Genomic DNA, 13,989 nt, shown 5'->3' on the forward strand with positions numbered 1-13,989 from the left:
ATATCAATCTTAGTGCTTGAATTATGCGATATAAGCATAATATTGGAGCATTAAATGACGCGAAATACACCTGTTGCATCTAAGGATGTTGTTACCTTGAGTACTTTTGGAATGCAAGAACGATGGAAGTTCGATAAAGATGGGGTGAAGAGATTTATCGATAGTCAGGTAGCTAATATCAGGATCATGAAAAAAAGTTTTGATGATGCAGCCCGGGGAATTGGACGCGAACCGCCACAAATTGTTCTTTCAGCACTGATGATTCCTCATTGGAAAAGCGGCGAAAACTATACTGGGCAAAACTATAATTCCGAGGATTATCAAAAAATTAAAGCAGAATATTTTGATTACCTTGCAGAAAAATGCAAGACAGAGGGAATAACAATACAAGATTTCTATGAAGAGGCAGCAACTTCAGATGAAAAAGACTATTTGCATCAATTGGAAGCTTTGGGTAGTACTGCTGATTTAATAAAAAATAGAGCCATTATTAACAATCAAGGAAAACGGCATTTACAAATTGATACCAATACAATTATTGTTGATAGAAAAGCTTTTTATAATGCAACTATAGGTTCTAATATACAAAAAGACGGGATGAATGCCAGTTATTACGATGAATCAGGCCTATATGTATCTCCCCACAATAAGGTCGTTTATACGTGTGAGGATTCTAAATTTGCAGGGGATCTAGCCAGGCAACATGATGGTTATGTTGCTGAAAGTAAAGATCTTCTTGAAAGAAAAACACCTGGATCAAACCAAATTTACTCTGTTGGTTTTTCTAAAGCCGCTATGGATAGCGGCTTAGTATCCTATAATAGAAAATACTATCCACAATGGAATAATTTATGGGGCTGTTACTCAGTGGATTGTGAGCACCCAATTTTTGAAATGACTAAGCATATTGTGACTGCAATTAACATGTCTTGGAGCCAAGGTGATGGGAAGGTTGACTATTGTGCTGCACTCAAAAGTATTAAAGTTTCCGTTCAATCTGAAAGTAATGAAGCAACAACGCTGGATTTTCCATCTTTTTCCTATCTTATAAAAAAATATACTAATCCTAAACTCCCAGAAAATGATCGTGAAAAACTTCTTGCTATTTCTGATACAAACTATGATGAAGTAGCAGTAACCAGTTTTGTTAATCATGTGATTCAGAGTAAAAACATTTCTTTATTTGGTCCTTTATTAAGAACTATTCCAAATACCGAGCGTGGTAATCAACTTCTTAAAGAATTATTTGCTGTCTTTAAAAATGATTTAAACTTCCAAAACATTATAAAAAATCCGAATATTAACGATAAAGTTACTCCTGAGGATCTTGAAGTGATTGCAAAATTTATACCTGAAGGGACGTTTGTAAATGAAAAAGCGAGATTAATTCAATACAGCCAACAACTTTTAGTAACTAGAAATGAGCAATTACAAAGCAGTATGGATTTGATAAAAAACGAGATCTGCGACAAGGTCAAAGCGAAATTAGATACACTCCAGGAACCTTATATTGTATCAGATACTGATAAAGCAGCGGTATCTGCAGTCATAGACTCTTTAATCACCGAAAATTGTCTGCAAGACTTAACTATAAATGGGGTTAAGGAAGTGGCTCTAAATGTTGCTATAAACAAATTACTGGGTGATAAATTAAAACAGCACCCTGCGATTGCAGCGATTTTGAAAGATCAAGACCAATGGGTTCAAGATAAAATAAAGAATAAAATATATAGCGCGCCTGCAAACGAAAAATTTAATAGGGCTGAAATTGATAAGATGGTAACTCGTATTATCAGTGATGTAGGTTTTATTCGTGCAGAAGGAACCAGAGAAAAATTTTTTGAAAATCCTGAAGTGAAAAAATACATTAACATTTTAAATAAATTAGCCAGTCAAAGACCTATAGACATTACCCGAGAAGTTCAGATTGAGAATATGGCTAATGCTCTTATGAATGCTGTAAGTGCTTTTTCCAAAACCGCTGCAGTACCCCCTAATATGGGTGACTATCTCAAAGGATACTATGATGAATTACAAAAACAAAATCCAAAACTGTCAAACTACAGTGAATTAATAATAGATAGATCAAATAACATCTCTAAAGATACTTCAATAAAAGTTACTGTTGATACCAAACAGCGTTTAGAATCAATTTTAAACAAGGCTCAACTGGAGGCTCATACGCCTGAAGCAACTAACCACAAAACATCACCTGTTGTTTAGGTTTTTGAATAATAAATAAACTTGATGTAATAATTTTAATTATTTACACTTTGAGGACAGTAAAAATGGAAATTAAAACGAATATGAATCTTATATTGAAAGCTGTAGAGATTGGCCAGATTGGTGTCGTGAGAGCTCTTATTCTCGAAGGTCGAGATGTTAATGAGTTTTCGCAAGGCGGAAATTGTCCTCTTCTTGAAGCAGCAAGCCGTAATGACAGTAAAATTGTAGCGCTCTTGCTGCAACATGGAGCTAATCCAATGGTGGAAGATCCAAGAGGCCAGACCCCTTTATATTGGGCTCAAAGATATAAAAACACTGAAATGGAGGAAATGATTACTAATCGATTAAATGAGTCAATTAGGTTACACACATCCTTCTAAGGTCCTTTTAGTTAATAATTTTTGAGTAGAATAACGTTGAACTATGGGGTTTAGTTCAACGTTTCGAAAACCTCAATGAGTCACTTAGCGCATCGTCATCACTCGATGAGCAACAGAGCTTGGTTCAGCTATAGCATAAAAAAGTGTACCACTAAAGAAATCTGCTAAATCTTGTTGTGTTAGAAAGCCACCACATAAATTCATCACGTTAGTGAATGCTACAATCTGGAGTGGCCTTAAAAATTCCGCGAATACTTTGCCCAAGCCCGTTTTGGGGTGTTGTTTTCCTATTTCATCAACTAAAGCAATGATGTCTTCTTCCCCAAGCTTATCGCGTCCTTTCATCTTTCTTTCGATCATATTTTTTATAAATTTTTCATGGGCAATGTTATTAAATTTAGATGGGTTCTGATTAAAAAGAGCGGTATGAGAGACAGGATGTGTTAAGTTATGAACCTTTTCAATAGGCGGCTCTAGTTTTTGGGTACCTAAGATGCCTCCGCCTATAACTAGAGCGGTATTTAAATATGCAGAAAGCGTACCAAAACCTAAGTCCTTAAATCCTTGTACCACATTCATGAAGCTCAATGTTGATGTGTTTTCAGAGTCAAAAAAACTGACATGGCGCATCAGAGCTGTTCTCTTATCGAGTTTCTCTTTGAAATAGCTCTGAATGGCTTCGCGATATTCTTGTGGATGGAGTTGCGCTTGCTTATGCAAATATTTTGCTAAATTCTCTTCTGATTTCATATTGTTCAAAGCAATGCGGAATGTATCGGGTAAAAAATCCGATTTCCTTTTCTCAGAAAAGGTTTCTGCTTCTGAGCTTGGTTTTTTAACTGGAACGTCTAAAAAAAAACTTAAAATACCTGCCATACTCTATTCTCCTCTGTGTCTTTTTGTGTTTTGTCAATTCGGTATACATTTGAATGAATCAAAATGACTGTTTATTTAACATAACATAGAGCGTTATGTATTTGTATATTTTTAACACATAAGAAATGTTCTAGATTTAAGCTAAGAGTTGAAAGTCAATAAATTAAGCCTCTCATCAAGGTTCACCTTAAAAGACAAGAGATAAAGGTTAAAGGCATGCCTGGGCTTGCTAGGCTCACCCAGGGTTTGTCTTTATTGTAATTTTACTTTTATGGACGATAAAATTTTAGGATCAGCTTGAATGATTTCGGCACATTCACCGCGCATCGCCTGTAATATCTGTTTTAAGATTAGAAATTGCTCACTTAATTGAAAATATATATTTTCAGAGTGTTTGCCTTCTAATTCTCCAACAGTCAAATAGGCTGCTTGTCCCATTTCAGAAAAATACTCAAGACTCACATGCCTTCTTTTGGCAATTCCTGGAAAAAGGCCACAAAATAATAAACTTTTATCCCCTACATCGCGTAGTAATTCCATTTGCAGTGTTCGCGGTCTATGCATAGACTCTAGAAAATCGAGTGCAACTATGGATTCAATTAGTTTAGGCCCTTGAGAAAAGCGCATAAGTAGAAATACTAAATAACTTTCAGTGTTTTCGCTCAAAATAAGCTGCGTTGCAGCTTGAGCCTCATTAACTAATGCATGCCATTGGCTAATATCGGTGGGATGTAAAATTAGCTGTCTCATAATTACTCCCTTTTTTTAACCCCTCATTCTTATTTTAGCAGCTAAAAAATAATTAGTAGCATCTCGCAGGAATAGTTAGAAATTAATTTAATAAAACAATCAATTGTATCTGGAAAACTGGTTTTTTTTATTGACTCAAGCAAGAAGTGTAGATTGCTATACTAAAAAATAAGAATCAGATAGGTTTTAGTGTTCTGTTGAGGTATAATGTTAAATCTATGTACAAGTACTTGCTTTTTCCATCAAAGGTTATTTTATGATTGATCAAATTCGCAACATCGCCATTATCGCGCATGTTGACCATGGTAAAACCACTCTAGTTGATAAATTGCTTCAACAAACGGGCACATTAAATGAGAGGGCCCCTAAAGTTGAACGGGTAATGGATTCTAATGCCTTGGAGAAAGAACGAGGGATTACTATTCTTGCAAAAAACACTTGTGTTTATTGGAAAAACCATCAAATCAATATAGTTGATACTCCTGGCCATGCTGATTTTGGCGGTGAAGTTGAGCGTATTTTATCCATGGTTGATAGTGTGTTATTGCTCGTTGATGCAGTCGATGGCCCTATGCCACAAACACGTTTTGTGACACAAAAGGCTTTTGCGCGTGGGTTAAATCCTATTGTAGTCATTAATAAAATTGATCGTCCAGGCGCAAGACCTCATTGGGTCATGGATCAAGTGTTTGATTTATTTGATAATCTGGGCGCGACAGATGCGCAATTGGATTTCCCTGTTGTTTATACTTCTGCCTTAAATGGTTATGCGAAGCTGCACTTGGAAGATGAGGCCTCAGATATGAGTGCTTTATTGCAAACAATTATTGAAAAAGTTGAGCCCCCTAAAGTAGATGCAAATGGACCCTTCCAGATGCAAATCAGTTCCTTGGATTATTCATCCTATGTAGGTACTATCGGTATAGGACGAATCACTCGTGGACAAATTAAAGCAAAATCGGCAGTAAAAATTATTGATAAGGATGGCAACATTCGTTCGGGCCGTCTGCTGCAACTATTAGGATTTAAAGGCCTTGAGCGTATCGAAGTTGAGGAAGCAAATGCAGGCAATATCATTGCAATTACGGGAATTGAGGGACTTAAGATTTCTGATACGATTTGTGATCTGAGTGTCGTTGAGGCATTGCCTGTACTTTCGGTTGATGAACCAACCATCAGCATGACTTTCCAGGTGAATGACTCGCCTTTTGCTGGCCAAGAAGGCAAATTTGTGACTTCACGAAAAATTCGTGAGCGTCTAGAAACTGAATTATTGCATAACGTTGCTTTACGTGTTGAAGATTGTGATGATCCTGATAAATTTAGAGTTTCTGGTCGCGGTGAATTGCATTTATCCATTCTTATTGAGACCATGCGCCGTGAAGGTTATGAATTAGCTATAAGTAAACCTGAGGTGATTATTCGTGAGGTGGACGGAGAGCAACAAGAGCCTTATGAGCATCTCACTGTAGACGTAGAAGAAAATCACCAAGGTACTATTATGGAAAAATTAGGTGAACGTCGTGGTGAGTTACAAAACATGGTCCCGGATGGAAAGGGGCGTGTACGCCTTGACTATATGATTCCTACCCGCGGCCTTATTGGATTTCATAATGAATTTTTATCGTCTACCTCGGGCACAGGTTTAATGTATCATGTTTATGATCATTATGGGCCAGCGATTAAAGGGCGAATCGGCAAGCGAACTAATGGTGTATTGATCTCTAATTGCCAAGGTATGGCACGTGCTTTCGCTCTGTTCAATTTACAAGAACGTGGACGATTGTTTGTGGAACCCCAAACAGTTTGTTACGAAGGGATGATTGTTGGAATTCATTCTCGTGATAATGATTTAGTAGTGAATGTCACTAAAGAAAAGCAATTAACGAATATTCGCGCTTCGGGTTCTGATGAAAATATCATCTTGACGCCTGCAGTGAAATTAACTTTAGAGCAAGCATTGGAATTTATAGATGATGATGAGTTGGTGGAAGTGACTCCTAACTCCATTCGCATAAGAAAAAAATCATTGAAAGAACATGAACGAAAAAAAGCATCAAGAACAGCAAATAGTGAAGAATAACACCTCATTCAAACGGGTTATCTTGTTTGCACGCCAACATCGTGCCAATCAAGGAGTCAGTGAGAGCTTATATCGTTTAATTGATTTCCTGAAAAGTCAGAAGGTGCAAATTTTTCAGGATATTGATACAGCTACTGGCTTTGGTGTGGAATTACCCATATTAGCCCGGGAAAATATGGGAGAAGAGCAGGATTTAATTATTGTTATTGGTGGTGATGGAAGCTTGCTTTCAGCGGCACGCCTGGCAATTAAGGTAGATACACCAGTCATTGGTATTAATAGAGGGCGTCTGGGTTTTCTTACCGATATTTTACCCAATGAACTTGAAACCCAATTAAGTGCTGTTCTAGCAGGACAATATACAGAAGAAAGACGTTTTTTGTTACATACGCGCATTTATGATGAAGATCATATTTATTTTGAGGGAGATGCGCTTAATGATGTTGTTTTAGGGCGTGGTAAGGAAACCCACCTCATTGAATTTTCAGTCTATGTGAATCAACAATTAGTCAGTCATTATCGTTCGGATGGTATGATTTTATCAACTCCTACAGGATCTACTGCCTATGCTTTATCTGCAGGAGGCCCAATTATGCACCCGCAACTCAATGCCATTGTTCTTGTACCTATGTTTTCTCATAGTTTGAGTTCTCGGCCAATAGTAATTGATGGCGAGTCACAAATTGAGCTGCATATCAGTCAATTTAACGAAACTGATTTACGAGTGAGTTGTGATGGTCATGAGTCACGAATGGTCAAGCCTGAACAAAAAGTAGCAATTCAAAAAAACAGCCACCATTTACGTTTACTTCACCCTCTTGATTATCATTATTATGATACATTACGATCGAAACTTGGTTGGGAATCCAAACATCAAGGATAGTATATGCTAACAACTTTGTGCATCAAACAATTTGCAATTGTGCACCATTTGGAGTTAGATTTTACGCAGGGAATGACTGCATTTACCGGTGAAACCGGAGCGGGGAAGTCCATTATGATTGATGCATTGATGCTCGCTTTAGGTGAGAGGGCGGATGCTTCAGTGATTCGTCCTGGTCAAGAAAAATGCGATATCACCGCAGGTTTTTTTGTGAGTCACGATTCTGAACCGGCACAATGGCTTGCGGATCATGATATCCCTTGTGATGATGGTGACATTTATTTACGTCGCGTGATTTATGCTGAGGGACGTTCTAAGTCGTATATTAATGGACAACCTTTTCCTTTGCAAAAAGTGAAAGAGTTAAGTGAAAAATTAGTACATATTCACGGACAACATCAGCATCAGGCGTTAATGCAGCATGCCACGCATCGCCAGCAATTGGATCAATATGGCAAGAATCAGCTCCTGCTTGAAGAAGTAGCTCAACTTTACAAACAATGTCAAAAGCTGCAACAGGAAATAGAAGTTTTGCAAAGTCAGGAGCAACAAGCAGATAAAATCGAGTTACTGCAATTCCAGATTGAGGAGTTATCGGCATTAAATCTCCATGAAAGTGAAATTGAAACCTTATACCAAGAGCATCAACTGTTGCATCATGCTAAGGACTATTTACAGAATTGCCAGCAAATTCATGCACTATTAAATGCAGATGATGAACCCGATATTTGTACAAACCTACACCAGGTTTTGCATTTGCTTAGTCAGTTGCCACAAGAACAAACCCAAATCAAAAATGCCCAAGAGTTAATTAATGGTGCTTTAATTCAATGTGAAGAAGCAGTTGATGAAATGCAACAATTTTCGGAGCGCGTTTATTTAGATCCGGAACGTTTGCATGAAATAGAAACACGAATGAGTAGCATACATCAACTTGCTCGTAAATATCATGTAGAGAGTAGCCAGTTGCATACTCATGTGCAACAGTTACAAAATGAACTTGAAAATTTACAAAATAATGAGCGTCAATTAACCCGATTACACTCACAGCTTCATCAATTGCTTCATGCCTATGAAATGGCTGCTTTAAAACTGAGCAAGACGAGACAACAACAAGCCCAAAAGCTGGCGAAAGAAATCACTTTAAGTATCCAACAACTGGGCATGCCTAAGGGACAAGTAGAAATTGCAATAACTCCTCTGGAAAAAATGCAAGTGCATGGGATGGATAAAGTTGAGTATAAAGTGTGCACTAACCCCGGCATGGAGCTTGACTCACTAAGTAAAATTGCCTCTGGTGGAGAACTTTCTCGAATTGGTTTGTCCATTCAAATGATTACTGCACAACAAGGGACAACTCCCACCTTGCTGTTTGATGAGGTAGATGTTGGAATTGGAGGGGCAACGGCTGCTTTGGTAGGTCAAATGCTTCGTAAATTGGGTGAACGCTTACAAGTTTTTTGTGTTACGCATCAACCCCAAGTCGCTGCTGCTGCACATAATCATTTCATGGTTGAAAAACAAAGTGATCATAAAGAAACATTTACTCATATTAGTTTACTGCAACATGCTGAAAAAATTGATGAAATTGCACGTATGCTTGGTGGATTAAAAATTACAGAACAAACACGTTCCCACGCTCGAGAATTATTAATGCAAAGTAACTAACGTTCAATTCTCGGGGAGGGGACCTACCTGTATCCCTATGGCATCAATGGTGTTTTTTTCTTTTGATGCCTGATATTGCTATTGTAAAAACAAAAAACGATCACCTTGATTTACAATCGTCCCAGTAATATTTAAAATGCCCGGATCGGGCTCTAAATTAACATCATGTCAACATAATAATCTAATCAAACTATCTTAACGAGAAAACTATCCCATGCAATCACGATTTAAAACGCCAAAAGACTCTGTGACACAACTTAAACAACAGATGTTGCACTGTTTACGTCATAATATGATGCAAGACTCATTGTGCGAACTACAAGATTCACAAAGCTTTGAATTCGATTATTCACTTTCAAGTAACACGTTACCGAATCAACATGTGCCATCGTTTTCAATTCTATTAACAAAATGGGATGAGTTGTTACTTGATAAGAAAATAAATGAGCAAATTCATGACGAACCAAAGATGGCGCATCATGTTCGTTCAGTGAATCGTACAGCAATTTCTTTATTAGCAGGTACGATGACTAGAATGGCAAATGACGCCTATTCAAAGTTTGCTAAAACGGTTAATGAACGCTTAAACCAAGGTGAGTCCATTCAAGCGATTACCAAAGAATTAGTCCAGTTATCCAGTTATCAAAGTGAGTATATTCGAAATGAGCTGTTAAAACGGCTGGATACTGCTTCTTGTCGATTATTATTTGAGCGCTTCGTGTTACTTGCAAAACAGCTGACGGAAATGGGGAATTATTTTAGTGCACAAGCAGTGTATCAAGCCTTTGTTTATTCAGACATACAAAAAATATTTGATAAGAAAGAATGGAGTGGGCTTTCTCCACAGATAAAAATCATATTGCACTACTTAGAATCATTGTACGGCCCAGGTGAATCAAGCAGAAACAACCTTGCTTTGTTATTAGAAGAGCCGAGTTCCTTTAAATTACCTGTAATTAATCGTATTACCACCAAGTTTGAACTGACAATTGCAGGGAGAGATGAAAATTTAAAATTAAAAAAAATTCGTCTCGAAGAGCAGTTGCATACGGCGCAAACTTCGTTGCCGCAAAATGAAAAACAAAACTCAATTTATGATAGAATCGAAGACAGTATCACTCAAGGTTTGCACGTTGGTATTGCCCAAGAAATTGATGAAATTAATCTACAACGTACCCAACTTAATTTGTCTCGAGTTCAATTTATAAATGAAGAGCTCAGATGCCATTTATCACTTTTTAATAATCAAGATTTAGAGTTTTCTAAAGCTTTAAAACATGAAATCGTGAATGAAAATGCAAAATTTTATTTGTTTAATCAAAAATTATTGAGTGATCTAAATCAAATCTTAAAAAACTGTGAGAATAAACTACAGTTTATTTTAACCGACAAAAAAGGCAATGCTGAAGCGCAATGCAAAAAGTTACTATGGGATAGTTATCAGCAGATGAAACTCATTGTTGCAGAGGGACATTTTTCTGCACTCCAGGGCGTGAAAGCAATTCGTAGGTTTTGCAAGGAGTTTAAGTATGCCTTGACAGAGCAAGAAAATACCTACTCATATCAAGATGGCTGTCAATCTCTTCTTGAAGAGCTAAGCGACTTAACAAATCAGATTAGTAAAGAACAAAAACTATATGAACGAAATTTAATGCGTCGCTCCAAAAATCAACTTTCTCACACTAACTTTTTTGATCGAATGGTTTTAGTGGATCATATACAAAATCACCTTTATATCTTGCCTAATAAATATTTGGAAATTCTCTTGGAATTGCAAGCCAAGGCTTTATTTGAACTAAAAGGATTAGATAATAAAAAGCTTAATGAACAAAAAAATACCACTTTTTTTGGACAAAAATTTTTAAATAATTTGGAGAGTCGTAGTAAAGTAGTTAAAAATTTACTAGTTAGCGTTGAGCAAGTAATTCAAATCTTACTACAGGTAATGGAGCATGATGACATTAATAGATATTGTCATGCTGAAATGAATCGTTTGATGGTACAATTTTGCTTTTGTGAGCAATCCTCAAGATTGCCAAAGAAAGAATTATCTCAATTACGTTCTTTATTGCAGGGCATGAGAACTTATGTTGACCAACAGACCCAAAATGAAGAATACAGGCATGCCACAAAGCATCTGGGTATGGTCTTTGATGACATGCTATCCCATGCTCATGATTTACAGATTAAAGATCCAAAAGGATTAGCATTTACCCAAATGCGGGCCGTTTTGTTGGCTTTGACTTCACCTGCTTGTGAAACGGTACAAACCAAAATTGACTATCTAGAGAACTTGTGGTCTTTTCCTGTATCTGTTCCCAATAAGATTGAGAAAGCAGTAAATAATACCTTGTATCAGTTATTTGATAAGTCTTCTCTTCTGGTGGAAACAAAAAAATCTAAGTTTTCATCGTTGCTTCTAGATTATTATAATACATTGAAAAATTTACAAAAAATGGAGCTTGACCCACATCAATTGCAAGAAATGTCTTCATATAAAAGCGTTGTTTTCAGATCCTAATAAAGAAATGAAAACGCGTCGAGCATTGTGAAATCTGCAGGCTATGTAGATGACACAATGCTTATCTAGAAATAGATTTCTGTTTTCGCGAACAAGATGAACCTCTTAAGTCAATGGTAGTGAAAGTTTGGACGCACTCTTAATTAATTACTTGATCCTATAAACAGGCCTTTGCATTTCTTGTAAGGTATCGATTTGTGTCTGCTTTTTTGTGTTTTGGGTAAAAAATGACATTTTTTCTTTGCCACTTTCAAGTGTATTACGCAGTAGATTTACAATCGCTACATGACCATTTTGCTCCGCAATAGAAAGAGGTGTTGCGCCACTATTTGAGGGTTTATTTCTTCTTTATTATTCGCAAGTGCTTGAAGCAGCACCTTGACAATGCAAGGTGGCCTTGATGAGCAGCGATATACAGCAGTGTCCATCCCCGAGCGATGGGCTGGTTATGGATCTATGGAGCCTGAGTACAAGCGCAGAGAAAACCCTCTACCCAGATTTATGGAGATGTTACATCCTAATCTCCATCAGTTTGCGTAGGAGTCTCATCTCTGCTTGATGCAAGCAGAGATGATAGAGCGGGGATAGTAAAAAATTTATACCATGGCGTTAACGCGCTCAGGTAATCGTTCAACAAATTCCTGTGTTGCTGTTTTTTCATCTTTAGAGAGTGCAAATAGTCGATGTTGGTTATATACAGGATTATTTTTCGCATCAGTCAGGATGTTTTCGAGTGAATTCCGCTTAGATGCTGTTGCACGAACCATTTCTTTCAACTCATGAAGCGCGTTGTTTTTATCTTTGGCTAATTTAGTACCAATTTTGATTTGGTTTAAGTGCTTTCGTGAGTATTTTTCAATCAAGAAGGTAGTATGTTCTACTTTCCATTCTTGTGAAGGATGTTTGGCGTCTGTAGGAACTTCTACCGTTACATCTTTTTCTATTCCGCGTTGTTTATCCCATGCTCGCGCAAAAGTAAGTACTTCTTTTTTAGTAGAGCCTGAGTTGAATTGACTGGCCAAATAATCCCAGCCTGCGGCTAAGGCGTATAAAGGCGATGCTATAATTTTTAGAAGACGAGTTGGGATATCTGTATTAGGCTCATTGTCTGCTTCTCCTGCTAAACGCTCTTCCAATAACGATGCGGTTTTTTTAGAGCCCTGAGAAGACTTCTCTTCATGGCCAGCAAAATAGTGTGCATCTTCAAAACCCTCACTAATAATTCCTACTAGCGCGGATACAATTTGCGGTACGCCAGGCATGCGATCTGATGTTACGGCAATGCTGACTAGATGACCTAAAAAGAGCAGAATTCGTAGTGGGGTAAGGGTTAGTTTTAAAAGGAGGCGAAATGGATTTAAAATCTGAAACCAATTTTCTGTATCCCGGACATGAGACAGGTTTTCAATGACTGATTCATAAACACTACGAAATATATTTTTATTCGAACGAGTCGCCTCATCCACCATTTCTAGAGATTCAGCGGTATTTTGGATGTTAAAGAATATAGCGGACAATCCCGTAATAATCGGATTAATCACGCCCATAATAAAGCTAGGCATCTTTTTCATCCATTCAAATAATGGACGTGCATTTGTTGCAATAGTCCACCAAGTCCCTGCAGTACAAATCGTAAGTGCAACTGCTAAACCAGCCAAAAATAAGGCCATAGATGCCATAAACACATTACGAACTGTTAAGCCTTGGCTCAAATCATCACGAAGTTTTTGATACCATTTATTCAAGGTATCGTTGTTAATCAGATCGGTGATGGTGTTATAGGTCAACATGCCATATGCAGCTCCGGCAATGACCGACATGGGAATGATTATAAATGGCCATAACGCAAAAGGAATAGCGGCAAAAAAAGGAATCACGCTAAATGCTTCAACGATGAGGTAGGTACTGCCTAAACCCATAAAGGAGGCAGCAAGAGCACTAAAGCCTTTGACATAGTTAAACGTAGATTGGCGCTTTTCCAAGCGAGCTTGCCATTCGCTTTGCCCCTGTTCTGCAAGCCATTCTCTTAGCTCAAGTACATATCCAGAAGGCTTTTCTTTATCTGGGGCATTTCTAGGGGCGAAAAGTTGTAGCGCAAACCATTTTTCCATGTCTGCAAGAGTTTTTTCGATTTGTTTTTTTTGCTTTTGGCTTTCCTTATCTAGTTGTTTCTGATGAAACAGATTAAGCAGTTGCAGCTGTTTTTCATAATCCTTGAAAAACTTAGGGCAATGCGGATCATCGGTATTCTCGGGGAAATTTTTTAATAGATACTCCTTAGCCAGATGATTTTCTAAGTAATTACTTTTAAATAATTTTTTAAAGGCACCTTTAATATTTTGTAAATAAATTTCCCCTTCATAAGCGACCGAAAGGCCAAAAGTGGCAAATGCTAATGACAAGGCGGGAATCAATGCATACATGCCACCAAAACTTAAAAAGCCAAGGATTAAACTAGCGCCTGTTGTCAGAAGCGTTAGAAGCAGATAATAGGGAATTTTTTTTATAGGAAAATTTTTTTTATTGATTGCCATATATTTGCTCATTGAGTAGATTAGGGTCATCACTTTATCCTAAATGAAAATGATTATCAATAGCATAT

General features: G+C 37.3%; 10 protein-coding genes. 7 read left to right on the forward strand and 3 right to left on the reverse strand.

Annotation, left to right across the window (positions count from 1 at the left end):
• The first annotated feature begins 54 nt into the window (after positions 1-54).
• On the forward strand, positions 55-2,223 hold the full coding sequence (locus EL220_RS00950) for a hypothetical protein (protein WP_027272497.1): 2,169 nt from the start codon (positions 55-57) through the stop codon (positions 2,221-2,223).
• 65 nt (positions 2,224-2,288) lie between these two features.
• Positions 2,289-2,606, forward strand: a complete 318-nt coding sequence (locus EL220_RS00955) for an ankyrin repeat domain-containing protein (RefSeq protein ID WP_035906697.1) — start codon at positions 2,289-2,291, stop codon at positions 2,604-2,606.
• A gap of 84 nt (positions 2,607-2,690) precedes the next feature.
• On the opposite strand, the gene EL220_RS00960 is transcribed toward EL220_RS00955, so the two are convergent.
• Together EL220_RS00960 and EL220_RS00965 are read right to left on the reverse strand one after the other, a co-directional pair.
• A complete protein-coding gene (locus EL220_RS00960) occupies positions 2,691-3,482 on the reverse strand; it encodes a caleosin family protein (RefSeq protein ID WP_027272499.1) in 792 nt (263 codons plus the stop codon).
• A 252-nt stretch (positions 3,483-3,734) separates the two neighbouring features.
• Positions 3,735-4,232 carry a hypothetical protein gene (locus EL220_RS00965; RefSeq protein WP_027272500.1) on the reverse strand — a complete coding sequence of 166 codons (498 nt, stop codon included), beginning with the start codon at positions 4,230-4,232 and terminating at the stop codon, positions 3,735-3,737.
• Between the two features lie 256 nt (positions 4,233-4,488).
• Between EL220_RS00965 and typA the strand changes: the two genes are divergently transcribed.
• From typA to EL220_RS18095, 5 genes are all read left to right on the forward strand, one after another.
• A complete protein-coding gene (gene typA / locus EL220_RS00970) occupies positions 4,489-6,315 on the forward strand; it encodes a translational GTPase TypA (RefSeq protein WP_027272501.1) in 1,827 nt (608 codons plus the stop codon).
• A complete protein-coding gene (locus tag EL220_RS00975; protein ID WP_035906699.1) occupies positions 6,272-7,198 on the forward strand; it encodes an NAD(+) kinase in 927 nt (308 codons plus the stop codon). The genes typA and EL220_RS00975 overlap by 44 nt, the downstream gene beginning before the upstream one ends.
• 3 nt (positions 7,199-7,201) lie before the next feature.
• On the forward strand, positions 7,202-8,866 hold the full coding sequence (recN, locus tag EL220_RS00980) for a DNA repair protein RecN (protein WP_027272503.1): 1,665 nt from the start codon (positions 7,202-7,204) through the stop codon (positions 8,864-8,866).
• Between the two features lie 214 nt (positions 8,867-9,080).
• The gene (locus tag EL220_RS18440; protein ID WP_232002568.1) at positions 9,081-11,387 is read left to right on the forward strand and encodes a RasGEF domain-containing protein; all 2,307 of its coding nucleotides are present in this window, start codon (positions 9,081-9,083) and stop codon (positions 11,385-11,387) included.
• A gap of 384 nt (positions 11,388-11,771) precedes the next feature.
• Complete coding sequence (locus EL220_RS18095; RefSeq protein ID WP_155833985.1) at positions 11,772-11,927, forward strand: hypothetical protein; 156 nt, start codon at positions 11,772-11,774, stop codon at positions 11,925-11,927.
• Positions 11,928-11,983: 56 nt separating this feature from the next.
• On the opposite strand, the gene iroT is transcribed toward EL220_RS18095, so the two are convergent.
• Positions 11,984-13,921 carry a T4SS effector ferrous iron transporter IroT/MavN gene (iroT, locus tag EL220_RS00995; protein ID WP_027272504.1) on the reverse strand — a complete coding sequence of 646 codons (1,938 nt, stop codon included), beginning with the start codon at positions 13,919-13,921 and terminating at the stop codon, positions 11,984-11,986.
• Positions 13,922-13,989: the final 68 nt, after the last annotated feature.

The organism is Legionella sainthelensi, from assembly GCF_900637685.1.
In the GTDB taxonomy this organism is placed as follows: domain Bacteria; phylum Pseudomonadota; class Gammaproteobacteria; order Legionellales; family Legionellaceae; genus Legionella; species Legionella sainthelensi.

Excerpts from the sequence above, each read along its gene's own strand:
- EL220_RS00950 (WP_027272497.1), top strand. The coding sequence starts at position 55 with ATGACGCGAAATACACCTGTTGCATCTAAGGATGTTGTTACCTTGAGT.
- EL220_RS00955 (WP_035906697.1), top strand. The coding sequence starts at position 2,289 with ATGGAAATTAAAACGAATATGAATCTTATATTGAAAGCTGTAGAGATT.
- EL220_RS00960 (WP_027272499.1), bottom strand. The coding sequence starts at position 3,482 with ATGGCAGGTATTTTAAGTTTTTTTTTAGACGTTCCAGTTAAAAAACCA.
- EL220_RS00965 (WP_027272500.1), bottom strand. The coding sequence starts at position 4,232 with ATGAGACAGCTAATTTTACATCCCACCGATATTAGCCAATGGCATGCA.
- typA (WP_027272501.1), top strand. The coding sequence starts at position 4,489 with ATGATTGATCAAATTCGCAACATCGCCATTATCGCGCATGTTGACCAT.
- EL220_RS00975 (WP_035906699.1), top strand. The coding sequence starts at position 6,272 with ATGAACGAAAAAAAGCATCAAGAACAGCAAATAGTGAAGAATAACACC.
- recN (WP_027272503.1), top strand. The coding sequence starts at position 7,202 with ATGCTAACAACTTTGTGCATCAAACAATTTGCAATTGTGCACCATTTG.
- EL220_RS18440 (WP_232002568.1), top strand. The coding sequence starts at position 9,081 with ATGCAATCACGATTTAAAACGCCAAAAGACTCTGTGACACAACTTAAA.
- EL220_RS18095 (WP_155833985.1), top strand. The coding sequence starts at position 11,772 with ATGCAAGGTGGCCTTGATGAGCAGCGATATACAGCAGTGTCCATCCCC.
- iroT (WP_027272504.1), bottom strand. The coding sequence starts at position 13,921 with ATGGCAATCAATAAAAAAAATTTTCCTATAAAAAAAATTCCCTATTAT.